Origin of the sequence: Rhodosalinus sp. 5P4 (assembly GCF_041365695.1) — a bacterium.
Classification (GTDB): Bacteria; Pseudomonadota; Alphaproteobacteria; order Rhodobacterales; family Rhodobacteraceae; genus Rhodosalinus.
Window position 1 is genome coordinate 167,536 of sequence record NZ_JBGFSJ010000007.1, and the last position, 22,584, is coordinate 190,119.

Sequence of the window (22,584 nt, forward strand, 5' to 3'; positions counted from 1 at the left end):
GGCGCGCGGCCTTGATCCGCCCCGCCGCGCCAGCCTATCTCTCGCAGGCATCCAATTTCGCAGGAGATCCCCATGCGCCACGCCCCCCGCCCCGTCTTCGACGCCAGCGCCGGTTCCGCTTCCGGCCCCGAGGGCCTTGGTGACCTTCCCGAATGGGATCTTTCGGACCTTTACGCCGCGCCCGACGCGGCAGAGATCGCACGCGACCTCGACTGGCTGGAGGCCGAGGGCCGCACCTTCGCGGCGGATTATGAGGGCCGGCTCGGCGAACTCGACGCGGCGGGTTTTCTGGACTGCGTACGCCGCAACGAGCGGATCGAGACGGTGGCGGGACGCATCATGTCCTATGCGGGGCTGCGCTACTACCAGCAGACCACCGACGCGGGACGGGCGAAGTTCCTCTCCGACATGCAGGAGAAGATCACCAACTTCACCACGCCGCTGGTCTTCTTCACGCTCGAGCTCAACCGGCTGGAGGACGACCACCTCGAGCGGCTGTTCGGCGAGAACGCAGAGCTTGCCCGCTATCGCCCCGTGTTCGAGCGCATCCGCGCGATGAAGCCCTACCAGCTCTCGGACGAGCTGGAGAAGTTCCTGCACGACCTGGGCGTCGTGGGCGACGCGTGGGAGCGCCTTTTCGACGAGACGATGGCGGGGCTCAGCTTCGAGGTGAAGGGCGAGGCGCTCGGGCTCGAATCGACGCTCACGCTGCTCACGGATCACGACCGGTCGACGCGCGAGGCCGCGGCGCGGGCGCTCGCCGAAGTGTTCTCCGAGAACATCCGCACCTTCGCCCGCGTGCACAACACGCAGACCAAGGAGAAGGAGGTGATGGACCGCTGGCGCGGCATGCCCACGCCGCAGACCGCGCGCCACCTGGCCAACGACGTCGAACCCGAGGTGGTCGAGGCGCTGCGCGACGCGGTCGTGGCCGCCTATCCGCGCCTCAGCCACCGCTACTACGAGCTCAAGCGCCGCTGGCTCGGCCTCGACACGCTGGAAGTCTGGGACCGCAACGCCCCGCTTCCGATGGAGGAGACGCGCACCATCGGCTGGGACGAGGCGCGCGAGACGGTGCGCGCGGCCTACGCGGAATTCGACCCGCGGATGGCCGAGCTCGCCGAGCCGTTCTTCACCAGCGGCTGGATCGACGCGGGCGTGAAGCCCGGCAAGGCGCCGGGCGCCTTCGCGCACCCGACGGTGACCGAGGTGCACCCCTACGTGATGCTGAACTACCTCGGCAAGCCGCGCGACGTGATGACGCTCGCCCACGAGCTCGGCCACGGCGTGCACCAGCGCCTCGCCGCCGGGCAGGGCGAACTCCTGTCGCGCACCCCGCTCACGCTGGCGGAGACGGCCTCGGTCTTCGGCGAGATGCTGACCTTCCGGCGGCTTCTGGAGAACGCGAAGACGCAGAACGAGCGCAAGGTGCTGCTGGCCGGCAAGGTCGAGGACATGATCAACACGGTCGTGCGCCAGATCGCCTTCTACGATTTCGAGTGCAAGCTGCACGACGCCCGGCGTGGCGGCGAGCTCACGCCGGACGACATCAACGAGATCTGGATGAGCGTGCAGGGCGAGAGCCTCGGCCCCGCCTTCACCTTCATGGAGGGCTACGAGACCTTCTGGGCCTACATCCCGCATTTCGTGCACTCGCCCTTCTATGTCTACGCCTATGCCTTCGGCGACGGGCTGGTGAACGCGCTCTACGCCGCCTACGAGGAGGGCGATCCCGACTTCCAGGAGAAGTACTTCGAGATGCTGAAGGCGGGCGGGTCGATGCACCACAAGGAGCTTCTGGCGCCCTTCGGGCTCGACGCCTCCGACCCGGCCTTCTGGGACAAGGGACTTTCCATGATCGCCGGGCTCATCGACGAGCTCGAGGCGATGGAGGGCTAGGATATCTGCCGCGCGCCGCGCCGGACGGGCGCGCCGCGCGGATCAGAGCCCTGCGTGCGTGCCGTCGCAAAGCGGCCCGCGCGCCGTCTGCTTGCAACCGCAGAAAAAGACGCGGCCGTCGCTCTCGGCGGTGTATTTCACGGGCTCGATGTCGGTGCCCTTGTGGCTTCCGTCGCAAAACGGCTGACGCGACGAGCGCCCGCAGGCGCACCAGAAATAGCTTTTGCCAGCCGATACCTCGGCTGGGAACGGGGCTTTCTGCGGGATGGCGGGGGTGTCGGACATCGGATCCTCCTCTGTTTGCACGGGCCACGAACGTGGCGCCACGCGCGGCGCGGTCAAGGCAGCGCTGCCCGCGGACGTCCCGTTCCCCGCCGGTCAGTCAAGCTCCGTCCAGGGCCAGGGCTTGACCTCGGAGGCGCCGGTCTGGAAGCGCGCGGCCTTCGCGATCCATATCCCGAGATCGGTGCCGAACTCCGCCAGCCGCGCGTTGGGATCGCCCCTGTTCACCAGCATCAGCACGGCCTGGATCACCGTGGCCACCGTCAGCACGGTCTGCGCCAGACTCAGCATGATCCAGATGAGCACCACGTGCAGCAGCCGCAGCGGCATGGACTCCCTGGGCGCGTGGGGCTGCGCGCCATGCAGGCGCCCGTTCAGCTTCTCTTCATCGTTGCGCGGCATGGGTCCCTCCGGAATGGCAGATCAAGCATACCGCGCCGGCCCGGTTCGGGCCAAGCCCGGCGACGCTTGACTTGGGGATGACGCAGCTATCTTTCCGATCAGCCACGGGAGGCCCGCATGAAACAGCTGCTCGCCATTATCCTCGCCGTCTTCACCACCGCTGCCGCGGCCGAGGACTTCGTTTTCGACAGCATCGACGGCGGCCAGATCCGGCTTTCGGATTATGCCGGCAAGCCGGTCCTTGTCGTCAACACGGCCTCGATGTGCGGCTTCACCCCGCAATACGAGGGCTTGCAGGCGCTTTACGACCGCTACCGCGATGCCGGCCTCGTGGTGCTTGCCGTGCCGTCGAACGACTTCAACCAGGAACTCGCCTCCGACGACGAGGTGAAGGAGTTCTGCGAGATCACGTTCGGCATCGACATGCCGATGACGACCATCACGCCCGTGCGGGGCAGCGGGGCACACCCGTTCTACGCCTGGCTGAAGGAGACCGCGACGTTCGAGCCGTCGTGGAACTTCAACAAGGTGCTTCTGGATGGTGAGGGCCGCGTGGTGGAGACGTTCGGCGCCACCGCCCGGCCGATGTCGGGCCGGATCACCGAGCCGGTGGAGGCCCTGCTGGCGGGCAGTTGAGTCGCGCGCTCAGCGCAGGACGAACGGCGCCCTCAGCCACTCTGACAGAGCCTCGGTGGTATCCTCCGGCACCTCGAGAGGCGGCAAGTGCCCGGCCCCGTCGATGATCCGCAAGGTGGCGCCGGGGATGAGCTCCGCCAGGAAGACGTGGCGCTTCACCGGCATGAGCGTGTCCTCGGCCCCGCACAACAGCAGCGTGGGCACCTTGCACCGGCGCAGTGTCGCCTGCTGGTCGCGCCGGCGCTGAAGCGCCCGGATCTGTCGCGTGAACGCCTCGACGCCCAGCCCGCGCGCCATCTCGGCGAGCGTCGCCATCACCTCGAAACGGCCGGGCCCCGGTGCCAGGTGATCCGGCCGGATCACCTCGGCCACCGCGGCGTCGAGCGCCCCGCTGCGCGCCCGGACGATGAGGGGATCGCGCTCGCCCGCCTGCGCGGGCGTCTCGGCCAGCGGCTCGGTGTCCATGAGCGCCAGCCGCGCCACCCGGTCGGGCGCGCGGCGCAGGATCTCCATGGCGACCATGCCGCCCAGGCCCAGACCGCCCAGCGCGAACCGTTGCGGCAGTTGCGGCAGGAGGTGCGAGGCGATCTCTTCCACCCGCTCCCCGCCCGCGAGCGGGGCTACCGTCACAGGGCGATCGCGGCCGAGCGCGGTGATCTGCGGCAGGAAGAGGCGCGCGTCGCACATGAACTCCGGCAGAAGGACGAGCGGTTCAGCCATGCACCGCCTGCCCGTTCGTGACGTCCTGCGCCGTCTGCCCGTTCATCCCGTTCCCCCGCCTGTCTGCGGCCGTTTCGATAGCAGCCCCCGGACGGAGGGGCCATAGGCCCGCGCTCACCCCTCCGGCAAGGCGCGGATCCATGCCGTGATCGCCGTCGCGGCGGCGTCCGTCAGTCCGGGCGACAGGATATCGCCCGCGAGGACATGGGCGGCGGGATCGTCCGTGGGGCCGGGGGACACCGGGTGCAGTCTTACCGCGCCGCCCCAGCGCGCGGCCACCGCGCGCGTGGCGTCCGCGCGCACGACCTGGTCGTCATCCGAGAACCAGAAAAGCGCAGGCACCCCGATACCGCCCGGATCGAGCCTGCGCACATGCGCGACGAGCGCGGCCATGGGCAGGAGCGCCTCCACCGGATAGCTCTGCGTCCAGTAGCGCGCATGCGCCTCGTTGCGCGGCTCGAACCCCCGCGTCGGTCCGAGAAGCCAGGGCAACCAGATCCGGGCGGCGGGCCAGGTGAGCAGACCCGCGAAGCGCCCGTGAAGGGCGTAGTTGGGCGACACCAACACGACGCCGGCCACGCCCTCGGCCAGTTCGGGCCGGCCGAGGGCCAGCGTGACGAGCGTGGCGCCCGTCGAGGTGGCGATCACGACCACGCGGTCACCGGCGGCGCGCGCCGCCGCGAGGCCTTCGGCAAGGTCCGACATCCAGCCCGCGACGCTGGCTTCGGCCATGGCCGCCCTGCCCCGGCCGTGGCCCTGAAGCCGCGTGAAGACGAGGTTCGCGCCAAGCGCCCCGGCAACGCGGTCGGGCACCGGGCGGATTTCCTCGGACGTCGCCGAAAACCCGTGCACGTAGAGGATCGCCAGATCCGTGCGCGCGCCCGGCGCGCCCGCCCAGAGCACGCGCTTTTCCGTGCCGGGCACGATATCGTCGAAGCGCGCCTCCGCATCGGCGAAATGCCGGTCAAGATCGCCCAGCGCCTCGGGCGCCACGGGCGCGGCAACGGCCACCGTCTCGCGCGGGACCAGAAACCAGAACGCCGCAGCCGCCGTCGCGACGAGAAGAAGCGCCCAGGCCACCGCCCTAGCCACGCCGGCGCGCGGCGCGGGCGCTCACCTCCTCCACGCTGTCGGTGATCAGCTCGAGGCAATCCGGCTCCGAGAACCGGTGATCCGCCCCCTCGACAAGGGTCAGCCGCATGTCCGGTCCGGTGGCGTGGTCGAGAAGCGCGAGCGCCACCGCGCGGTCGACGTCCGCATCTGCGGTGCCCTGAAGGAAGCGCGCGGGAAAGGGCAGATGCAGCGCGGCGCGCAGCACCAGATGCGCGCGCCCGTCCTCGATAAGCCGCTTCGTGATCGGATAGGGCTCGCCGTAGTCGGAGGGCAGGTGCACCACGCCGTCGCGTTCGAGATCGGCGCGCTGCTCGGCGTCGAAGCCCGCCCACATCGCGTCCTCGGTGAAGTCGGGCGCGGCGGCGACGGTGACGAGGCCGGCCACCCGCTCGGGGTTGGCCCGCGCGGTCAGCAGCGCGATCCAGCCGCCCATCGAGGAGCCCACGAGCACCTGCGGCCCCTCGGTCAGCGCATCCAGCACCGCCTCCGCGTCCTCGGCCCAGTCGCCGATGCACCCGTCGGTGAAGGCACCCGAGCTTTGCCCGTGGCCGGAGTAGTCGAAGCGCAGGAAGGCGCGGCCCGCGTTTCGCGCCCAGTCCTCGAGGTGCAGCGCCTTGGTGCCTTCCATGTCGGACATGAAACCGCCGAGGAACACCACGCCCGGCCCCTCGCCCGGGGTCCGATGATAGGCGATGCGGCGCCGCTGCGGCGTGTCGAGATAGCTGGGCTCTGTCATGGATCCTCCGATCGGTGGCGCGCGAAGAGTGCCCGCGATCGGGCCGGGTGAAAAGCCCCGGCGGGTGTCGGCACGACACCGTCATCCTTGACTTCCCGGGCCCGTCCCGCCATGTCGCCCGCGAACCCTGACCCGCAACCGGGCGCTTCGTAGGCGCCGAACCGACGAGGAGAGCGGACATGGCCCGCGACCAGTCCACCGTTTCCCTGACCTTCCCCGATGGCTCCGTCCGCGACTTTCCCGCCGGGATCACCCCCGGCGAGATCGCCGAGGGAATTTCCAAATCGCTCGCGAAGAAGGCGATCAGCGCCGACGTGAACGGCGCCCATTGGGACCTGCAATGGCCGATCGAGGCGGATGCCGCGATCGCCATCAACACCATGGCCGACGACGCGCCCGCGCTCGAACTCATCCGGCACGACCTCGCGCACATCATGGCGCGCGCGGTGCAGGAGATCTGGCCCGAGGTGCGCGTCACCATCGGCCCCGTCATCGAGAACGGCTGGTATTACGACTTCGACCGCGCGGAGCCCTTTACCCCGGACGATCTCGGCGCGATCGAGAAGAAGATGCGCGAGATCATCGACCGCCGCGACCCGGTGACCACCGAGGTCTGGGAGCGCGACCGCGCCATCCGCTACTACGAGGCGAACAACGAGCCCTACAAGGTGGAGCTCGTCGAGGCGATCCCGGAAGGACAGCCCATCCGGATGTACTGGCACGGCCACTGGCAGGATCTCTGCCGCGGCCCGCATCTCGCCCACACCGGGCAGGTCCCCGCCGACGCCTTCAAGCTGATGAAGGTGGCCGGCGCCTACTGGCGCGGCGACAGCTCGCGCCCGATGCTCCAGCGCATCTACGGCGTGGCCTTCAAGGACCGCAAGGCGCTCAAGGATTACCTGACCTTTCTCGAGGAGGCGGAGAAACGCGACCATCGCCGCCTCGGCCGCGAGATGAAGCTCTTCCACTTCCAGGAAGAGGCGCCCGGCATGGTGTTCTGGCACCCCGACGGCTGGACGATCTACCGCGAGCTTCAGGACTACATGCGCCGGCGCCTCGACGCCGCGGGCTACCGCGAGATCAACACGCCCCAGGTTGTGGACCGCAAGCTCTGGGAGGCGTCGGGCCACTGGGACAAGTACCGCGAGAACATGTACATCACGGAGATCGACGAGGAGCACGCCAACGAGAAGCGGGTGAACGCGCTCAAGCCGATGAACTGCCCCTGCCACGTGCAGGTCTTCAACCAGGGCATCAAGAGCTACCGCGACCTGCCGCTCCGGCTGGCCGAGTTCGGCTCCTGCCACCGCTACGAGGCGCATGGCGCGCTGCACGGGCTGATGCGCGTGCGGGGCTTTACCCAGGACGACGCGCACATCTTCTGCACCGAGGACCAGATCGAGCAGGAATGCGCGGGCTTCATCGAGCTCTTGTCCAAGGTCTACAAGGACACGGGCTTCGGCAGCTTCGACATCAAGCTTTCCACCCGTCCCGATGTGCGCGTGGGGGCCGACGCGGTCTGGGACAAGGCCGAGGCGGCGCTCGAGAAGGCGATCCTCTCGGTCAGGAACGACTACGAGATCGACCCGGGCGAAGGCGCGTTCTACGGCCCGAAGCTCGACTTCAAGCTGACCGACGCGATCGGGCGCGAGTGGCAGTGCGGCACCTTCCAGGCCGACTTCAACCTGCCCGAGCGGCTGGACGCGAGCTATATCGGCGCGGACGGCGAGAAGCACCGCCCCGTCATGCTGCACCGCGCGATCCTGGGCAGCTTCGAGCGATTCATCGGGATCCTGATCGAGAACTACTCCGGCAGGCTGCCCATGTGGCTTGCACCGCGTCAGGTCGTCGTGGCCTCGATCACGACCGACGCCAACGATTATGTCGCGGAGGTTGTCGCGGCGCTGCGCGCGGCCGGGCTTCGTGCGGAGGCCGACACCCGCAACGAGAAAATCAACTACAAGGTGCGCGAGCATTCGCTCGCCAAGGTGCCGGTGATCCTCGCCTGCGGCCACCGCGAGGTCGAGGAGCGGACGGTGACCATCCGGCGCCTCGGCGAGAAGGCGACCAGCACCGAACCGATGGACGCCTTCGTGAACGCGCTGGCCGACGAGGCGCGCGCGCCCGACCGTTTGTAACATTCGGGGGCGGCGCGCCCAGGCGGCGCCCGCCCTGACGCCGGCGATCGCGGCGTTGCCCCATCGCCGTCGCGAGCCGGTCTCACGGCCCCGTCACTCGCGATGACGGCGCCGTGAAGCACGCGCCCGTGACTGGCGTGTCATGTCGTCGCAGCGGTATGACTCCCCCCAGCCGCGGCTCCGCGGCAGCACGGACCAAACTGGAGGGAGATCCACAAATGTCCATCACGCTGAAATCCGCCGCAGTCGCCGGCGCTGTCGCCGCCGCCCTGTCGTCCTATGCCGGCACGGCACACGCCCAGGCGCAGGAGAAGTGCTACGGCGTCTCGCTCGCCGGCGAGAACGACTGCGCGGCCGGCCCCGGGACGACCTGTGCGGGCACGTCCACCGTCGATTACCAGGGCAACGCCTGGACCCTCGTGGACGAGGGCACCTGCGAATCGATGGAGCTTCCGGGGGACCGGATGGGATCGCTCGAACCGCTGGAGCGTGACCTGCCACAGCAGGGCTGACACGCGGCGGAGCTTTCGGGGCGGGCCGAACGCCCGCCCCTTCCCCCACCGCCTGACCCGACGCAAGGGAGACCGCCCGCCATGTTCGACGCATCAGGCCAGGACATATCGCTTCCCGCGCGTGTCGGCGTGGGCTTCAAGGCGAAGCATTTCGCCGGCCTCACGGCGGAGCCGGGGCCCGTCGGCTGGATCGAGATCCACGCGGAGAATTACATGGGCGCGGGCGGACGCCCCCGCGCGCAGCTCGCCGCGCTCGCCGAGCGCTTTCCCGTTTCGGTGCATGGCGTCGGTCTGTCGATCGGGGGGCAGGCGCCGCTCGACCGCGATCACCTCGCGCGGCTCAAAACCCTTTGCGACCGGATCGCGCCCGCGAGCTTTTCCGAGCACCTTGCCTGGTCCACCCATGACGGCGCGTTCCTGAACGATCTTCTGCCCCTGCCCTACACGCGCGCCACCCTCGCGCGCGTCGCCCGCCACATCGACGAGGTGCAGGAGGCGCTCGGGCGGCGGATGCTGCTGGAAAACCCGTCGAGCTACCTCGCCTTCGCCGAAAGCGAGATGAGCGAGACCGAGTTCCTTTCCGAGATCGCCCGGCGCACCGGCTGCGGCCTGCTGCTCGACGTCAACAACGTCTTCGTGTCGGCCACCAATCTCGGCCATTCGCCGCAGGATTACGTGGACGACTTCCCCGTCGCGCATGTGGGCGAGATCCATCTCGGCGGCCACGACGAGGACGCCGACGAGGCGGGTGCGCCGCTTCTCATCGACAGCCACGGGCGCGAGGTGGCCGACCCGGTCTGGGCGCTGCTCGACCGGGTTCTGGATCGGGCGGGCCCGCGCCCGCTGCTCGTCGAATGGGACACCGACGTCCCGGACTGGCCGGTGCTCCGCGCCGAGGCCGGCCGCGCCGCCGCCGCGCTGGAGCGCGTGGCCGCATGAACCGCGAGACCGAGTTCCGCGCCGCGCTGCTCGATCCCGCGCGTCCGGCGCCCCCCGGGCTGACCGACGGGACGGGCCGGCCGGCGGCACGACGCTTCGACGTCTACCGCAACAACGTCACCGCGAGCCTGCTCGAGGCGCTCGAGGTCGGCTTTCCGCTTCTTGCGAAGCTCCTCGGGCGCGCGGCGTTCCGCAACATGGCGCTGGCGTTCCTGCGCGCGCACCCGCCCGAAGACCCGCGCCTCGCGCTCTACGGGGCCGCGCTGCCGGGGTTTCTGGAACGCTTCGCGCCGCTCGCCCGCCACGGCTACCTGCCCGACGCGGCGCGGCTGGACCTGGCGCTCCGCCGCGCCTATCACGCCGCCGACGCAGAGCCGATCGCGCCCGACGCGCTTCAGGCGCTGCCGCCCGACAGGCTGATGCACACCCGGCTTTCGCTCGCGCCCGCCGTGCGCGTTCTGCGCTCGCGCTGGCCGCTCCACGCGATCTGGGCCTTCAACATGGTCGAGGGCGCGCCGAAACCCTCGCCCGGCGCGCAGGACGTGCTGGTGGCGCGCCCGGGCTTCGATCCCGCGCCGCATCTGCTGCCGCCGGGCGGCGCGGCCTTCGTGGCCGCGCTCGCCGACGGTGCGCCCTTCGGCGAGGCCCATGCCGCCGCCGAGGCCGCCGCGCCCGGCTTCGACCTCGCCGCGACGCTCGGCCTCCTTCTCGGGGCCGGCGCGATCACCGGACTCACGCCACCCGAGGAATGACGATGAACGCCCTTCTTTCCCTCCACGACCGCGCCACCGGCCCGCTGGACCGCGAGACGGTGATCCTGCCCACCCTGGCGCGCTTCCTCTTCGCCGCGGTGCTGCTGGTCTATTTCTGGCATGCGGCTGGAACGAAGACGGGCGACGGCCTTTTCGGTCTCTTCCAGCCCTCGATGGGTGCCTACGCGCAGATCTTCCCCCGGCAGATGGAGGCCGCGGGCTTCGATACCTCGCAGCTGGGGCTCTGGCACTGGCTGGTCGTCGTGTCGGGCACGCTGGCGGAGTTCGTCCTGCCCGCGCTTGTGGTTCTGGGCCTCGCCACGCGGCTCTCGGCGCTTGCCATGATCGGGTTCATCGCGGTGCAAAGCCTGACCGACCTCTACGGCCATGGCGGGATCGAGCATGCCGAGACGCTGGGGGCGTGGTTCGACCGGTTCCCGGACGGGGCGATCCTGGATCAGCGCGCGCTCTGGGTGTTCCTGCTGCTCACCCTCGTTCTGAAGGGCGCGGGGCCGCTTTCGCTGGACCGCCTGCTGGCGACCCGCCTCAGAAATGCGCCTTAGGCTCGTCGGGCTTGCCCGCGGCGAGCGCGAGCAGCCCGCCGAGCCCCGCGAAGGCGATGGGAAACATCGTCGCCACGTTGAACCCGAAGGCGTGATACATGCCGCCCGCGGACAGGATCAGCAGGAGGCCGCCCCAGAGCGCCCGGGCGCGCGCCATCGCCCCGCCCGCGATCGCGAGGAGCGGCGAGAGGATCGAGGTCGCCTGGATCAGCCTCTTGTTGTCTAGCGGGCCGAAGATTTCGTCGACCTCGGCGAACCGGTTGGAAAGCTCGACGTAGCCGTACCCGAAAAAACCCACGATCATGCCGATCACTCCTGCGATGATCCCGAGCGTCAGTGCCGCGTTGCGCATGGCGTCCTCCTTGACCTCTTCTTCGCGAAATGGGCCCGCGCGCGGCGCTATCCGACAAGCGCCGCGCGCACCTCGTCCGACCAGCCGAGATAGAGCGTTCCGCCGTCGTCGATAAGCGGGCGCTTCATGACCGCCGGCTGGCGCGCGATGAGCGTTTCGGGCGCGAGCGCGCGGTCCTCCTCCGACAGCGCGCGCCACGTGGTGGAGCGCCGGTTCACCAGATCCGGCCCGAATTGCGCGGCCGCGCGCCGGAGCACCGGTTCCGGCATCCCTTCGGCCCGGATATCCAAGAGCCGCGCCTCCGGCAGGGATTTCAGCGCCTTTCGGCAGGTGTCGCAGGTCTTCAGCCCGTATATCAGCATGCGCGTCGCTCCGTCGATCGTCCCCGGTGTCCTACATCGCGCGCGGCCCGGGATCACCACCGTTTTGCTTGCATTTTACATTTCGCATGCAATCCTTCCCTTGCGGCAACGGCCATTCAGATTTCCGGCTCGACCTTCCGATTCCGGACCTGACGTCCGGACCGCGCTTCGCCTCCGCTGCGGGGCTGACGACGGAAGACGGAAAGGAGACACGGAAAATGCCGACAGGCACCGTGAAATGGTTCAACACGACCAAGGGTTACGGCTTCATCGCGCCCGAGGACGGCGGCAAGGACGTCTTCGTGCACATCTCGGCCGTGGAGCGTTCCGGAATGACCGGGCTCGCCGACAACCAGAAAGTGTCCTACGAACTCCGGGAAGGCCGGGACGGCCGCACCATGGCGAGCGACCTGAAGGCGCTCTGAAAGCGCCTCACGCCGCCTGCATCCGCTCTGCCTCGCTGCGCGCGAGGCGGATGAGGTCCGCCATGTAGGGCTTCTCCGCGTCCTCGGCCCGGGTCGCGGCGTAGAGGCTGCGCGTGATCCCGTTCGCGGTCAGTGGGCGGGTCACGTAATCGGAGCTGTATTTCACCTCGCGCACGACCCAGTCGGGCAGCACCGACACGCCGCGGTTCGACGCGACGAGCAACAGGATCACCGCGGTCAGTTCCACCTGCCGAATCGCCTCAGGCTCCACCCGCGCGCGGCTCAGAAGCTGGCTGAAGACGTCGAGGCGCGACCGCTCCACCGGGTAGGTGATGAGCGTTTCGCCCCTGAAATCCTCGGCCTCGACGAACGGTCTCGCGGCCAGCGGATGCGCGGACGCCGCCACGAACACCGGGGAATAGTCGAAGAGCGGCGTGAACGTCACGCCCGGCAATTCCTCGGGGTCCGAGGACACGACAAGGTCCACGTCCTCCTTGGCAAGCGCCGGCAGCGCGTCGAAGGCGAGGCCCGGGCGGATGTCCACGTCCACGTCGGGCCAGAGCTTCCGGAAGCCCTCGAGGACCGGGAAGAGCCACTCGAAACAGGCGTGGCACTCGATCGCGATGTGCAGCCGACCCGAGCGGCCGGCGCGCAGCCCTGCGAACTCCGCCTGCGCCGCCTCGACCTCCGGCAGCACCCGCTCGGCGAGCCGCAGAAGCCTCTGGCCCGCCGCGGACAGGCGCATGGGCTTCGAACGCCTTACGAAAAGCTCCACCCCCGTCTGCTCCTCGAGGCCCTTGATCTGATGGCTGAGCGCCGACTGCGTGATGTTGAGCGCGTCCGCCGCGCGGGCCAGCCCGCCATTGTCGTGAATGGCCTTGATCGACCGCAGGTGCCGCAATTCCAGGTGCATCTTCATGTTCGGCTCATCTTGGTCTTGAGATTTATGAGTTTGTTTCACGTCCGCCCGCGTGCGACAAGGCGCGGAACGATTGGAGGGTCAGGCATGTCCGCACCGCGCGTCTCTTTCGAGTTCTTTCCGCCCAAGTCGCTGGAAGCGTCCTTCCGGCTTTGGGACACCGTGCAGGTGCTCGCGCCGCTCTCGCCCCGCTTCGTCTCCGTCACCTATGGCGCGGGCGGCACGACGCGGGAGCTCACCCGCGACGCGGTGGGAACGCTCCACAAGCATTCCGGCCTCGACGTGGCGGCGCACCTGACCTGCGTGAACGCCTCGAAGGCGGAGACACTCGCGATCGCCGAGGGCTTCGCCGAGGCAGGCGTGACCCAGATCGTGGCGCTGCGCGGCGACCCGCCCAAGGGTGCGGGCGGTTTCACGCCCCATCCCGAGGGCTTCGCAAGCTCGGTGGAACTGGTCGAGTCCCTCGCCGCCACGGGGCGCTTCAAGATCCGCGTCGGCGCCTATCCGGACCCGCATCCCGAGGCCGGGCACGACGGGGCCGACATCGACTGGCTCAAGCGCAAGATCGACGCCGGCGCGTCGGAGGCGATCACCCAGTTCTTCTTCGAGCCGGAAACCTTCTTCCGGTTCCGCGACCGCTGCGAGAAGGCGGGACTCGACGCGCCGATCACGCCCGGCATCATGCCGATCGAGAACTGGGACGGCGTAAAGCGCTTCGCCAAGGGCTGCGGCGCGGTCATTCCCGACTGGCTCGACCGCGCCTTCGAGAAGGCGCGCCGCGACGGGCGCGAGGATCTGCTGGCCACGGCGGTGTGCAGCGAGCTTTGCAGCAAGCTCATCGACGGCGGCGTGGAGACGCTGCACTTCTACACGCTGAACCGGCCCGAACTCACCCGCGACGTCTGCTTCGCGCTGGGGCTCAAGCCCGATCTCCAGCTCGAGAACGTCGCCTGAGACTAGGGCGGGGCAAGGCGCCTCAATCGCCTTGCGGCGCTGCGTCCCGCAGGCGCGGCGACACCGCGCGGGGAGCGCGCGGGAAGGGCCTTCGAAGGCCCTTCCGGCACGCCGCCCCTGACCTCGCTCTCACGGAATTGGGACTCGTGCGCCGCGCTCGCCTCGCCTAAGACGACGCCATGTTCGACGCCCGCCTCCGCCCGCTGATCGACCCGCCGCTCGACGCCCTCGGGCGTGTCGTCGCGCGCCGGGGCATCACGGCCGATGCGGTGACGCTCGCGGGGCTTGCCCTCGGCCTCGCGGCCGCCGGCGCGATCGCTCTGGGATACCTGCTTCCGGGCCTTTTCCTCCTGCTTGCCAGCCGTCTCGCCGACGGCCTCGACGGCGCCGTGGCCCGCGCCACACGGTCCTCGGACTTCGGCGGCTACCTCGACATCACGAGCGATTTCCTCTTCTACGGCGCGGTGCCCCTGGGGTTCGTCTGGCTCGATCCCGCCGCCAACGGCGCCGCGGGCGCCTTCCTGCTTCTCAGCTTCTACGTCAACGGGGCGAGCTTCCTCGGCTTCGCGATCCTCGCCGAGAAGCGGAAGATGCGCACCGACGCGCGCGGCGTGAAGTCCCTCTACTTCACGGGCGGACTTCTCGAGGGGGCCGAGACCATCGCCTTCTTCGTGCTGCTCTGCCTTCTGCCGCAGCATTTCGCGCCCATGGCCTGGGCCTTCGGCGTGCTCTGCTTCGTCACCGCCGCCTCGCGCCTTCTGCTGGCACGGAAGGTCTTTCCGAAACCCACCGACGGGGATCCCGCATGACACGACTGCTCGCCGCGCTTCTCGCCGCCCTGCCCGCCTCTGCCCTCGCCGCCCCGGACCCGGCGGACTGGGACGCCGTGCTCGAGGAGGCGCGCGGCCAGACCGTCTACTGGAACGCCTGGGGCGGCTCGACCACCACCAACGATTTCATCGCTTGGGTCGGCCAGCGCGTGGCCGAGGAGCACGGTGTCTCGCTCGAGCACGTGAAACTGTCGGACACCGCCGACGCGGTGAGCCGCGTGCTCGCCGAGAAGACCGCGGGCCGCGACTCGGGCGGCGCCGTCGATCTCATCTGGATCAACGGCGAGAACTTCGCGGCCATGAAGGAGAACGACCTCCTTTTCGGCCCCTTCGCAGAGGATCTGCCGAACTGGCGCCATGTCGATGTCGCGGGCAAGCCGGTCACGGTCGACTTCACCGTGCCCACCGACGGCTACGAAAGCCCCTGGGCCACGGCGCAGGTGGTCTTCATGTACGACACCGCGGACATCCCCGGGCCGCTGCCCTCCATGCAGGCGATCCTCGACTGGGCCGAAGCCAACCCGGGGCGCTTCACCTATCCCCAGCCGCCCGACTTCCTGGGCTCCACCTTCCTCAAGCAGGCGCTTTACGGCGTGGTGGAGGACCCGGACGTGCTTCTGGCGCCCGCCGCGCAAGCGGACTACGAGGCCGTGACCGCGCCGCTATGGGCCTTCGTGGACGCGCTCACGCCGCATCTCTGGCGACAGGGCCGGGCCTATCCGCAAAGCGGGCCGCGCCAGATCCAGCTCATGGCCGACGACGAGATCGACCTCGCCATCTCCTTCAGCCCGGGCGAGGCGTCGGCCGCCATCGCCAATTTCCAGCTGCCCGCCACGGTGCGCACCTTCGTGCCCGAGGGCGGCAGCATCGGCAACGCGAGCTTCGTGGCGATCCCCTACAACGCCTCGGCCAAGGCCGGGGCGATGGTCGTCGCCAACTTCCTCCTGTCGCCCGAGGCGCAGGCCCGCGCGCTCGACCCCGACGTGCTGGGCTACGGGACGGTGCTCGACCTCGACACGCTCTCGCCCGGGGACCGCGCCCGCTTCGACGCGATCGAGCTCGGTATCGCCACGTTGCCACCCGACGCGCTCGGCCCCGCCCTGCCCGAGCCGCACCCGTCCTGGATGGAACGCATCGAGCAGGACTGGATCGCGCGCTACGGCGTCACCGAATAGCGTGGAGGCCCGCGCCGTCACCGCCGGCGCGGCGCGCGCCGGGCAAGCGCCCCGGCGCGGCCGGGTGCTGCCCGTCGTCCCCGCCCTCACCGTCGCGCTTCTGCTTTTGCCCGTGGCCGCGGGCCTGGCCGGCACGCTTCTGCCCGCCTTCGGCATCCTGCCCGCGATCGGACGCGCCGCGCCCGGCCTCGATGCCTTCGGGCCGCTTCTCGACTGGCCCGGCCTCGCAGCGGCGTCGCGCCTCAGCGTGGTCACCGGCCTCGCGGCGACGGCGCTCTCGCTCGCCGTCACGGCGCTCATCCTCGCCTCGTGGTCGGGCACGCGCGTCTTCGGCGCGATCCGCAGGGCGCTCTCGCCGCTTCTTTCCGTCCCGCATGCCGCGGCGGCCTTCGGGCTTGCCTTCCTGATCACGCCCTCGGGCTGGGTCATGCGCGCGCTCTCGCCGTGGCCTTCCGGCTTCGAGCGGCCGCCGGACTGGCTCGTCGTGCAGGATCCCTGGGGCCTCGCCCTCGTCGCGGGGCTCGTGGCGAAGGAGGTGCCCTTTCTCCTGCTCATGTCCATCGCGGCGATGGGCCAGACCGACCAGGCCCGCGCGCTGACCACCGCGCGGGCGCTGGGCCACGGGCGCGAGGCGGGTTGGCTCGTGGCGGTGTTTCCCAGGCTCTACGCCCAGATCCGCCTGCCGGTCTATGTCGTGCTCGCCTACTCGATGACGGTGGTGGATGTCGCCGTGATCCTCGGACCGAACACGCCCTACACCCTGGCGGTGCAGCTCGTGCGCTGGATGGCGGATCCGGACCTCGCGCTGCGCCTGCAGGCGGCGGCGGCGGCGGCGCTGCAACTGGGCCTGGTGCTGGGCGCGCTGGCGCTGTGGCGCGCGCTGGAGGGGGCGGCGGCGGCGCTTGGACGGGCTTGGATCCGCACCGGCCACCGGGGCCCCCAGGGCCGCGCGCTTCGCGTCCTGTCCCTCGGGCTGGCGCTGGTCTCGTCCACCGCCGTGCTGGCCGGGCTCGGGGTGCTCGCGCTCTGGTCGGTCGCCGCGCTCTGGCCCTTCCCGGAGGCGTTCCCCGACGCGCTCACCGGGCGAAGCTGGGCGCGCCACGGTCCCGAACTGGGCGCGGCGCTGCGCCAGACGGCGGTGATCGCGCTCATCGCCACGTTGGCCGCGCTCGCGCTTGCCATCGGCTGCCTCGAGGCGGAGTACCGCCATGGCCTGCGCCTGCGCGCGGGCGGGCTGTGGCTGCTTTACGCGCCGCTGCTGGTGCCGCAGGTGGCGTTCCTGCCCGGCGTTCAGGCCGCGATGCTGGCCGCGGGCCTCACCACCGGGATCTGGGCGGTGACGGCCGCGCATCTTCTCTTCGTCTTTCCGTATGTCTTTCTCGCGCTCGGCGACCCGTGGCGCGCATGGGACGCGCGCCTGGGCACCGTGGCGCGCACGCTCGGCGCCGGGCCCGAGCGGGTGCTCTGGCGGGTGCGGATGCCGATGCTGCTCGCCCCGGCGCTGACCGCCGCCGCGGTGGGCTTCGCCGTTTCCGTGGGCCAGTACCTGCCCACCCTGCTCGTGGGCGGCGGGCGCGTGGCCACTGTGACGACGGAGGCTGTGGCGCTCGCCGCGGGGGGCGACCGGCGCGCCATCGGCGTCTACGCGCTGGCGCAAACGGCCACCGCGCTCCTGCCCTTCGCGCTGGCGCTCGGCCTGCCGCGCCTCGTCCATCGCGATCGTCGCGGGATGCGGCCATGAGCGGGGGCCTCGTGCTCGAGGGGCTTCGCATCCTTCGGGGCGGCACGCCGCTTCTGTCGCTCGACCTCGCCGTGGCCCCGGGCGAGGTCGTCTCGGTCATGGGGGCCTCGGGCTCGGGGAAATCCACGCTACTGGCCGCCGTGATCGGCACGCTCGGCCCTCCCTTCACGATGAGCGGGCGGGTCCGCCTCGACGGCGAGGACGTGACCGCCCTGCCGCCCGAGCGGCGCGGCATCGGCATCCTCTTCCAGGACGACCTTCTGTTCCCGCATCTCTCGGTCGGCGACAACCTTGCCTTCGGCCTCGCGCGGAGCGTGCGCGGCCGGGCGGCACGGCGGGCGGCGGTGGAGGCCGCGCTCGCCGAGGTGGGGCTCGCAGGCTTCGCCGGGCGCGACCCGGCCACGCTGTCGGGCGGGCAGAAGCTGCGGGTGGCGCTGATGCGCACGCTCCTGGCAGAGCCGCGGGCGCTGCTTCTCGACGAACCGTTCTCGAGCCTCGACGCCGACCGCCGCGCGCAGGTCCGCAGCCTCGTCTTCGCCCGCGCGAAGGACCGGGGGCTGCCGGTGCTCATGGTCACCCACGACGGGGCCGACGCCGAGGCGGCGGGCGGGCCGGTGGTCAGGCTGGGCTGAGGCCCCTTGCATCGGCTGGGCGAAGCCGCGACCGTCCCGGCCGACTGCCATCGAAGGAGACCGGACATGCGCCGCTTCCCGCCCGACCGAATCGTCTGCCTGACCGAGGAGACGGTGGAGACGCTCTACCTTCTGGGCGAGGAGGACCGGATCGCGGGGGTCACGGGCTATGCCGTGCGGCCGCCGCGCGTGCGCCGCGAGAAGCCCCGCGTGGGCGCCTTCACCTCGGCCGACATCCCGAAGATCCTGGCGCTGGAACCCGATCTCGTCCTGGCCTTCTCGGACCTGCAGGCGGAGATCGCGGCCGAACTGGCGCGCGCCGGCGTCGCCGTGCATCTCTTCAACCAGCGCGACGTGGCGGGGATCCTCGCCATGATCCGAACGGTGGGCGCGCTGGTGGACCGGCGCGCGGCGGCCGAGGAGCTTGCCGCCGGGTACGAGGCGCGCCTCGCCCGCCTCGCCGCAGGCGTGCCGGACGGGCCGCGGCCACGGGTCTACATCGAGGAGTGGGACGAGCCGCTCATTTCCGGCATCGGATGGGTGTCCGAGCTCGTCGGCGTGGCCGGCGGCGAGGACGTGTTCGCCCCGCTCGCCGCCGCACCCGCCGCGCGCGACCGGATCGTCGCGCCCGAGCAGGTGATCGCCGCCGCCCCCGAGGTGATCGTGGCCTCCTGGTGCGGCAAGAAGGTGCGCCCCGAACGCATCGCCGCGCGGCCAGGCTGGGACGCGATCCCCGCGGTGCGGGCGGACCGCATCCACGAGATCAAGTCGCCGCTCATACTTCAGCCGGGTCCGGCGGCGCTGACGGACGGGCTGGATGCGCTGACGGTGCTTCTGGACGCGGCGCGCCGGTAGCCGCGCGGCCCGGCGGGACGACCTCGTAGCCCGGCGCCTCCGGCTCGTCGTCCACGAGTGCACGCGGAAAGCCCTCGGCCAGCACCTCGAGGCCGGTGGCCGCCTCGAGCCGCTCGATCACGCGGTCCGACTGCGCGGCCACGCCGAGCCGCGCCTGCGCGTCGGTGACGATGCGGATGATCTCGGGCGACAGCTCGAGCGGCACGCCATGCGCCTCGGCGATGCGCTGGAAGAGGCCGATGTCCTTCTGCACGAGATCGAGGGTGAAGTTCACGTCGCGCGACCCCGAGAGGATGAGCCGGCTTTCGGTCTCGTGCACGAAAGAACTGCCGGAGCTGATGCGGATCGCCTCGTAGGTCGTGGCCATGTCGAGCCCCGCGGCCTTCATCGTCACCAGCGCCTCGCAAAGGCTCAGAAGATTCGCGGTGGCGAGGTAGTTCGTCATCACCTTGAGCGTCGAGGCGGTGCCGATCGGCCCGGTGTGCAGCACCCGCCGTCCGAGGACGGCGAGGAGCGGCATGACGTGGTCCACGCTGTCGCGCTCGCCGCCCGCGAAGATCGAGATGTTGCCCGTGGCGGCGCGGTGACAGCCGCCCGAGACCGGGCATTCCACGGCCCGGCCGCCGCGCCGCGTCACGAGGGCCGCCAGGCGCCGCACCTCCGCGGCGTCGGTCGTCGACATCTCGATCCATGTCTTGCCGGGGCCCATGGCCGGCAGCATCGCCCGCACCACCGCGTCGGAGGCGGCGGGGCTCGGCAGGCAGGTGATGACCGTGTCGCAGCGTTCCGTCACGGTCGCGGGGTCGTGCCCCTCGTGCGCGCCGCGCGCGACGAAGGCGCCGACCCGCGCCGCGTCGAGATCGCTCACCGACAGATCCGCCCCGTTCCTCAGGAGGCTTCCGGCGAGATTGGCGCCAAGGCTCCCCAACCCGATGAAACCGATCTTCCCGTCCATTGCGCACCCGTCCTGCACTGCCTCGCCGACCATGAGCGTCGCGCGGCGCGCGGCGTCTGGCAAGCGGCATTCGCCCGCCTCTCAGCCGGTGAACTCGGCCACCAGCCAATCCCGGAAAAGGCATGCCTCGGGCCGTGTGCGGCCCGCCTCCGTCAGAACGGCGTAATGCGCCTCGTCATGGGCGATCTCGATCGGCCCGGGGCAGACGACCCGGCCGGCCTCCAGATAGGGCTGCGCGAGATCCCGCGCGATGAGCGCGACGCCGAGCCCCGCCGCCACCATCTCCAGCGCGACGAGCGACGAATCCACGCCGAGCCCAGTCCCGGTCGCGCCCGGGTCGAGACCGAACCGCCGCGCGGCCAGATGCCACAGGCTCTCGCAGCCGGCGACATGGATGGCGCGCGGCGCCACCGCCTTCAGAAGCGCCGCGGGCTCGCCGGGCGCGGGCGCGCCGCCCGGCGCGGCGACGAGGCACGAGACGGGCTCGGTCAGCCTGTGCGACCCGGGCGCGGCCCACCGTCCGTCGCCGTAGCGGATGTCGATGTCCACCCGGTCGTCGTCGGACGCCTCGGCCCAGATCGAGGTCGAAAGCCGCAGCGGGACGTCGGGGCGCGCCTCGCGGAAGCGTCCCAGCACCGGGGCGAGGCGGAGGGCGGCGAAGCTTGGCGGCCCGCGTACCACTACCATCTCGGCACGGCCCGGCCCGAAAAGCCCCGCCGTGGCGGTGGACAGCTCCTCGAAGGCGCGGCGCACCGAGGGCAGGTAGGCCTGCCCCATCTCGTTGAGCGCGACGCCCCGCGGCAGCCGCCGGAAAAGCGGAAACCCGAGCCGTGCCTCGAGCGCGCGGATCTGCTGACTGACGGCGGCGGGCGTCAGGCCAAGCTCTTCGGCCGCGGCGGCGAAGCCGCCATGGCGCGCCGCTGCCTCGAAGCTGCGCAGCCAGGCAAGGGGCGGCAGGGATTTCATCGCGGATGACCAAAGCTCAATGGGGTCATACCCGCAAATTCCATTGTTTGTCTTTGGTCTGCAAGCCTGAAACCCTCCGTCTTGCAAGGGTCGGAGACCGGGCACATGGAAGAGTTCGACTACGTCATCGTGGGCGCCGGCTCGGCCGGCTGCGTGCTTGCCGACCGGCTGAGCGCGTCGGGCCGGCACAGCGTCCTCCTGCTCGAGGCGGGGGGCGCGGGGCGCTCGCCCTGGGTCCGGGTACCGCTCGGCTACGGGCATCTCTTCCACCACCCGCGCATGAACTGGCGCTTCCGCTCCGAGCCGGATGCGGGCTTGGGCGGGCGCGACCTCTACTGGCCGCGCGGGCGGCTTCTGGGCGGGTCGAGTGCGATCAACGCGATGGTCTACTGCCGCGGCTTGCCCGAGGATTACGAGGACTGGGCGGCCGCGGGCAACCCGGGCTGGGGCGCGGCGGAAACCGCCGCCGCCTTCGAGCGCGTGGAGCGGCGCGTCGGCGCGGACGGCCGCGCGACCGGCGACGGCGCGCTCTGGGTGACGGACTGCTCGGGCGAGCATCACCCCGTCTCGCGGCGCTATCTCGACGCCGCGCGGGAGGCCGGGCTTGCCGAGGGCGACACCGTGACCGGAGAGGGCGCGGGGCCCTACCACGTCACCACGCGGCACGGCCGTCGCTGCTCCTCCGCCGACGCCTTCCTCGCGCCCGCCCGGCGACGCCGGAACCTCGTCGTGCGCACGGGGGCAGAGGCGACGGGACTTGTCTTCGATGGCGCGCGGGCGGTGGCGGTACGCTACCGCAAGGGCGGCGCGGACCGTGTCGCACGCTGCCGGGCCGAGATCCTTCTCGCCGCAGGCGCCGTGAAGTCGCCGCAGCTCCTGCAGCTTTCCGGGATCGGGCCCGGCGCGCTTCTGGCGGGGATGGGCGTCCCGGTGCGGGTCGACAATCCCGCCGTCGGCGGGGGGCTGCAGGATCACCTCGCGGTCAGCTACATCTTCCGCGCCACGGAGGCGACGCTCAACCAGGCGCTCGGCCGGCGCGCGGGACAGCTTGGCGCGGCGCTGCGCTATCTCCTGACGCGGCGCGGGCCGCTGTCGCTCAGCGTGAACCAGATGGGCGGGTTGCTGCGCGGCGCCCCCGGGGCGGCCCGGGCGGGCGTGCAACTCTATTTCAACCCGCTCAGCTACACCACGGTCCTGACGGGCCGCCGGCCGCTTCTGAAACCCGACCCGTGGCCCGGCTTCTGCCTCGGCTTCAATCCGTGCCGGCCGACGAGTCGCGGGCGCATCGACATCGCGTCGCCCGATCCCGCCCAGGCGCCGCGGATCCGGCCCAACTATCTTTCCACCAACGAGGACATCGCCCAGGTCGTGGAAGGCGCGCGGCTGGTGGAGCGGCTTCTCGGGACGCGGGCGCTGCGCGGGCTCGTCGCCGGCGCGGAAAGCTTCACGCCCGAGGGGGCGGGCGACGGCGCCATCGTCGAGGATTTCCGCGCGCGCGCCTCCACCGTCTTCCACCCTTGCGGAACCTGTCGCATGGCACCGCGGGAGGCAGGCGGCGTGGTCGATCCGGCGCTGCGCGTCTGGGGCGTGGAGGGGCTGCGCGTGGTGGACGCCTCGGTCTTTCCGAACATCACATCGGCCAACACGAACGCCCCCGCCATCATGACCGCCACCCGCGCGGCCGACATGATCCTCGCCGGTTAGGCGCGGCCCGCGCCGCGCGGGC

The 22,584-nt window shown here is 70.9% G+C and carries 25 protein-coding genes; 15 read left to right on the forward strand and 10 right to left on the reverse strand.

Going from position 1 to position 22,584, the window contains the following annotated elements:
• Positions 1-72: 72 nt before the first annotated feature.
• On the forward strand, positions 73-1,899 hold the full coding sequence (locus AB6A69_RS14260) for a M3 family oligoendopeptidase (protein WP_371061258.1): 1,827 nt from the start codon (positions 73-75) through the stop codon (positions 1,897-1,899).
• Between the two features lie 42 nt (positions 1,900-1,941).
• Here AB6A69_RS14260 and AB6A69_RS14265 read toward each other — a convergent pair whose 3' ends face one another.
• Positions 1,942-2,184, reverse strand: coding sequence for a CDGSH iron-sulfur domain-containing protein (locus AB6A69_RS14265; RefSeq protein ID WP_371061259.1), 243 nt, complete (start codon positions 2,182-2,184; stop codon positions 1,942-1,944).
• Positions 2,185-2,277: 93 nt separating this feature from the next.
• On the reverse strand, positions 2,278-2,583 hold the full coding sequence (locus AB6A69_RS14270) for a DUF4389 domain-containing protein (RefSeq protein ID WP_371037930.1): 306 nt from the start codon (positions 2,581-2,583) through the stop codon (positions 2,278-2,280).
• 117 nt (positions 2,584-2,700) lie between these two features.
• Between AB6A69_RS14270 and AB6A69_RS14275 the strand changes: the two genes are divergently transcribed.
• Entirely contained in the window at positions 2,701-3,219 is a 519-nt protein-coding gene (locus AB6A69_RS14275) for a glutathione peroxidase (protein ID WP_371061260.1), read from the forward strand.
• Positions 3,220-3,228: 9 nt separating this feature from the next.
• Here the strand turns inward: AB6A69_RS14275 and AB6A69_RS14280 are convergent, their stop codons facing one another.
• The 3 genes from AB6A69_RS14280 to AB6A69_RS14290 all read right to left on the reverse strand — a co-directional run bounded on the left by AB6A69_RS14280 (position 3,229) and on the right by AB6A69_RS14290 (position 5,788).
• Entirely contained in the window at positions 3,229-3,939 is a 711-nt protein-coding gene (locus AB6A69_RS14280) for an alpha/beta fold hydrolase (protein WP_371061261.1), read from the reverse strand.
• A 114-nt stretch (positions 3,940-4,053) separates the two neighbouring features.
• Positions 4,054-5,031 carry an alpha/beta hydrolase gene (locus tag AB6A69_RS14285; protein WP_371061262.1) on the reverse strand — a complete coding sequence of 326 codons (978 nt, stop codon included), beginning with the start codon at positions 5,029-5,031 and terminating at the stop codon, positions 4,054-4,056.
• Positions 5,024-5,788 carry an alpha/beta fold hydrolase gene (locus AB6A69_RS14290; protein WP_371054565.1) on the reverse strand — a complete coding sequence of 255 codons (765 nt, stop codon included), beginning with the start codon at positions 5,786-5,788 and terminating at the stop codon, positions 5,024-5,026. The genes AB6A69_RS14285 and AB6A69_RS14290 overlap by 8 nt, the downstream gene beginning before the upstream one ends.
• Positions 5,789-5,967: 179 nt before the next feature.
• Between AB6A69_RS14290 and thrS the strand changes: the two genes are divergently transcribed.
• The 5 genes from thrS (at position 5,968) to AB6A69_RS14315 (ending at position 10,692) form a co-directional block, all read left to right on the forward strand.
• Positions 5,968-7,926 (forward strand): threonine--tRNA ligase, encoded by a 1,959-nt coding sequence (gene thrS / locus AB6A69_RS14295; protein WP_371061263.1) that lies wholly within the window; start codon positions 5,968-5,970, stop codon positions 7,924-7,926.
• Between the two features lie 218 nt (positions 7,927-8,144).
• Positions 8,145-8,438: a DUF2282 domain-containing protein gene (locus AB6A69_RS14300; protein ID WP_371037936.1), complete on the forward strand. Its 294-nt coding sequence runs from the start codon at positions 8,145-8,147 to the stop codon at positions 8,436-8,438.
• Between the two features lie 81 nt (positions 8,439-8,519).
• Complete coding sequence (locus tag AB6A69_RS14305; RefSeq protein WP_371061264.1) at positions 8,520-9,377, forward strand: DUF692 family multinuclear iron-containing protein; 858 nt, start codon at positions 8,520-8,522, stop codon at positions 9,375-9,377.
• Entirely contained in the window at positions 9,374-10,129 is a 756-nt protein-coding gene (locus AB6A69_RS14310) for a putative DNA-binding domain-containing protein (protein WP_371061265.1), read from the forward strand. The genes AB6A69_RS14305 and AB6A69_RS14310 overlap by 4 nt, the downstream gene beginning before the upstream one ends.
• A gap of 2 nt (positions 10,130-10,131) precedes the next feature.
• Positions 10,132-10,692: a DoxX family protein gene (locus AB6A69_RS14315; RefSeq protein WP_371061266.1), complete on the forward strand. Its 561-nt coding sequence runs from the start codon at positions 10,132-10,134 to the stop codon at positions 10,690-10,692.
• Here the strand turns inward: AB6A69_RS14315 and AB6A69_RS14320 are convergent.
• Positions 10,676-11,044, reverse strand: a complete 369-nt coding sequence (locus tag AB6A69_RS14320; RefSeq protein ID WP_371061267.1) for a hypothetical protein — start codon at positions 11,042-11,044, stop codon at positions 10,676-10,678. The two genes, AB6A69_RS14315 and AB6A69_RS14320, sit on opposite strands and share 17 nt — an antisense overlap.
• A gap of 47 nt (positions 11,045-11,091) precedes the next feature.
• Positions 11,092-11,406 carry an arsenate reductase family protein gene (locus AB6A69_RS14325; RefSeq protein ID WP_371061268.1) on the reverse strand — a complete coding sequence of 105 codons (315 nt, stop codon included), beginning with the start codon at positions 11,404-11,406 and terminating at the stop codon, positions 11,092-11,094.
• A gap of 218 nt (positions 11,407-11,624) precedes the next feature.
• Here AB6A69_RS14325 and AB6A69_RS14330 point away from each other — a divergent pair, with 218 nt between their 5' ends.
• A complete protein-coding gene (locus AB6A69_RS14330) occupies positions 11,625-11,831 on the forward strand; it encodes a cold-shock protein (RefSeq protein ID WP_371054575.1) in 207 nt (68 codons plus the stop codon).
• Between the two features lie 7 nt (positions 11,832-11,838).
• Here AB6A69_RS14330 and AB6A69_RS14335 read toward each other — a convergent pair whose 3' ends face one another.
• Complete coding sequence (locus tag AB6A69_RS14335) at positions 11,839-12,744, reverse strand: LysR family transcriptional regulator (RefSeq protein WP_371061285.1); 906 nt, start codon at positions 12,742-12,744, stop codon at positions 11,839-11,841.
• A 93-nt stretch (positions 12,745-12,837) separates the two neighbouring features.
• Here AB6A69_RS14335 and metF point away from each other — a divergent pair, with 93 nt between their 5' ends.
• The 6 genes from metF (at position 12,838) to AB6A69_RS14365 (ending at position 18,937) form a co-directional block, all read left to right on the forward strand.
• A complete protein-coding gene (metF, locus tag AB6A69_RS14340) occupies positions 12,838-13,704 on the forward strand; it encodes a methylenetetrahydrofolate reductase [NAD(P)H] (RefSeq protein ID WP_371061269.1) in 867 nt (288 codons plus the stop codon).
• A 179-nt stretch (positions 13,705-13,883) separates the two neighbouring features.
• Positions 13,884-14,513 (forward strand): CDP-alcohol phosphatidyltransferase family protein, encoded by a 630-nt coding sequence (locus AB6A69_RS14345; RefSeq protein WP_371061270.1) that lies wholly within the window; start codon positions 13,884-13,886, stop codon positions 14,511-14,513.
• Positions 14,510-15,709, forward strand: coding sequence for an ABC transporter substrate-binding protein (locus AB6A69_RS14350; RefSeq protein WP_371061271.1), 1,200 nt, complete (start codon positions 14,510-14,512; stop codon positions 15,707-15,709). Before AB6A69_RS14345 ends, AB6A69_RS14350 begins: the two co-directional genes overlap by 4 nt.
• 64 nt (positions 15,710-15,773) lie before the next feature.
• On the forward strand, positions 15,774-17,450 hold the full coding sequence (locus AB6A69_RS14355; RefSeq protein WP_371061286.1) for an ABC transporter permease: 1,677 nt from the start codon (positions 15,774-15,776) through the stop codon (positions 17,448-17,450).
• Entirely contained in the window at positions 17,447-18,082 is a 636-nt protein-coding gene (locus tag AB6A69_RS14360; RefSeq protein ID WP_371037946.1) for an ATP-binding cassette domain-containing protein, read from the forward strand. Before AB6A69_RS14355 ends, AB6A69_RS14360 begins: the two co-directional genes overlap by 4 nt.
• Positions 18,083-18,148: 66 nt before the next feature.
• Positions 18,149-18,937, forward strand: coding sequence for a cobalamin-binding protein (locus AB6A69_RS14365; protein ID WP_371061272.1), 789 nt, complete (start codon positions 18,149-18,151; stop codon positions 18,935-18,937).
• Here AB6A69_RS14365 and AB6A69_RS14370 read toward each other — a convergent pair.
• Together AB6A69_RS14370 and AB6A69_RS14375 are read right to left on the reverse strand one after the other, a co-directional pair.
• Positions 18,858-19,892, reverse strand: a complete 1,035-nt coding sequence (locus tag AB6A69_RS14370) for an NAD(P)-dependent oxidoreductase (RefSeq protein ID WP_371061273.1) — start codon at positions 19,890-19,892, stop codon at positions 18,858-18,860. The two genes, AB6A69_RS14365 and AB6A69_RS14370, sit on opposite strands and share 80 nt — an antisense overlap.
• Before the next feature lie 81 nt (positions 19,893-19,973).
• Positions 19,974-20,858, reverse strand: a complete 885-nt coding sequence (locus AB6A69_RS14375; protein ID WP_371061274.1) for a LysR substrate-binding domain-containing protein — start codon at positions 20,856-20,858, stop codon at positions 19,974-19,976.
• Positions 20,859-20,963: 105 nt separating this feature from the next.
• Here AB6A69_RS14375 and AB6A69_RS14380 point away from each other — a divergent pair, with 105 nt between their 5' ends.
• Positions 20,964-22,562, forward strand: a complete 1,599-nt coding sequence (locus AB6A69_RS14380; RefSeq protein ID WP_371061275.1) for a GMC family oxidoreductase — start codon at positions 20,964-20,966, stop codon at positions 22,560-22,562.
• Positions 22,563-22,584: the final 22 nt, after the last annotated feature.

Excerpts from the sequence above, each read along its gene's own strand:
- AB6A69_RS14275 (WP_371061260.1), top strand. The coding sequence starts at position 2,701 with ATGAAACAGCTGCTCGCCATTATCCTCGCCGTCTTCACCACCGCTGCC.
- AB6A69_RS14300 (WP_371037936.1), top strand. The coding sequence starts at position 8,145 with ATGTCCATCACGCTGAAATCCGCCGCAGTCGCCGGCGCTGTCGCCGCC.
- AB6A69_RS14335 (WP_371061285.1), bottom strand. The coding sequence starts at position 12,744 with ATGCACCTGGAATTGCGGCACCTGCGGTCGATCAAGGCCATTCACGAC.
- AB6A69_RS14265 (WP_371061259.1), bottom strand. The coding sequence starts at position 2,184 with ATGTCCGACACCCCCGCCATCCCGCAGAAAGCCCCGTTCCCAGCCGAG.
- AB6A69_RS14375 (WP_371061274.1), bottom strand. The coding sequence starts at position 20,858 with ATGAAATCCCTGCCGCCCCTTGCCTGGCTGCGCAGCTTCGAGGCAGCG.
- AB6A69_RS14290 (WP_371054565.1), bottom strand. The coding sequence starts at position 5,788 with ATGACAGAGCCCAGCTATCTCGACACGCCGCAGCGGCGCCGCATCGCC.
- AB6A69_RS14310 (WP_371061265.1), top strand. The coding sequence starts at position 9,374 with ATGAACCGCGAGACCGAGTTCCGCGCCGCGCTGCTCGATCCCGCGCGT.
- AB6A69_RS14380 (WP_371061275.1), top strand. The coding sequence starts at position 20,964 with ATGGAAGAGTTCGACTACGTCATCGTGGGCGCCGGCTCGGCCGGCTGC.
- AB6A69_RS14280 (WP_371061261.1), bottom strand. The coding sequence starts at position 3,939 with ATGGCTGAACCGCTCGTCCTTCTGCCGGAGTTCATGTGCGACGCGCGC.
- AB6A69_RS14260 (WP_371061258.1), top strand. The coding sequence starts at position 73 with ATGCGCCACGCCCCCCGCCCCGTCTTCGACGCCAGCGCCGGTTCCGCT.
- AB6A69_RS14365 (WP_371061272.1), top strand. The coding sequence starts at position 18,149 with ATGCGCCGCTTCCCGCCCGACCGAATCGTCTGCCTGACCGAGGAGACG.
- AB6A69_RS14370 (WP_371061273.1), bottom strand. The coding sequence starts at position 19,892 with ATGGACGGGAAGATCGGTTTCATCGGGTTGGGGAGCCTTGGCGCCAAT.
- AB6A69_RS14315 (WP_371061266.1), top strand. The coding sequence starts at position 10,132 with ATGAACGCCCTTCTTTCCCTCCACGACCGCGCCACCGGCCCGCTGGAC.
- AB6A69_RS14320 (WP_371061267.1), bottom strand. The coding sequence starts at position 11,044 with ATGCGCAACGCGGCACTGACGCTCGGGATCATCGCAGGAGTGATCGGC.
- AB6A69_RS14330 (WP_371054575.1), top strand. The coding sequence starts at position 11,625 with ATGCCGACAGGCACCGTGAAATGGTTCAACACGACCAAGGGTTACGGC.
- AB6A69_RS14360 (WP_371037946.1), top strand. The coding sequence starts at position 17,447 with ATGAGCGGGGGCCTCGTGCTCGAGGGGCTTCGCATCCTTCGGGGCGGC.
- AB6A69_RS14305 (WP_371061264.1), top strand. The coding sequence starts at position 8,520 with ATGTTCGACGCATCAGGCCAGGACATATCGCTTCCCGCGCGTGTCGGC.
- thrS (WP_371061263.1), top strand. The coding sequence starts at position 5,968 with ATGGCCCGCGACCAGTCCACCGTTTCCCTGACCTTCCCCGATGGCTCC.
- metF (WP_371061269.1), top strand. The coding sequence starts at position 12,838 with ATGTCCGCACCGCGCGTCTCTTTCGAGTTCTTTCCGCCCAAGTCGCTG.
- AB6A69_RS14345 (WP_371061270.1), top strand. The coding sequence starts at position 13,884 with ATGTTCGACGCCCGCCTCCGCCCGCTGATCGACCCGCCGCTCGACGCC.
- AB6A69_RS14270 (WP_371037930.1), bottom strand. The coding sequence starts at position 2,583 with ATGCCGCGCAACGATGAAGAGAAGCTGAACGGGCGCCTGCATGGCGCG.
- AB6A69_RS14350 (WP_371061271.1), top strand. The coding sequence starts at position 14,510 with ATGACACGACTGCTCGCCGCGCTTCTCGCCGCCCTGCCCGCCTCTGCC.
- AB6A69_RS14325 (WP_371061268.1), bottom strand. The coding sequence starts at position 11,406 with ATGCTGATATACGGGCTGAAGACCTGCGACACCTGCCGAAAGGCGCTG.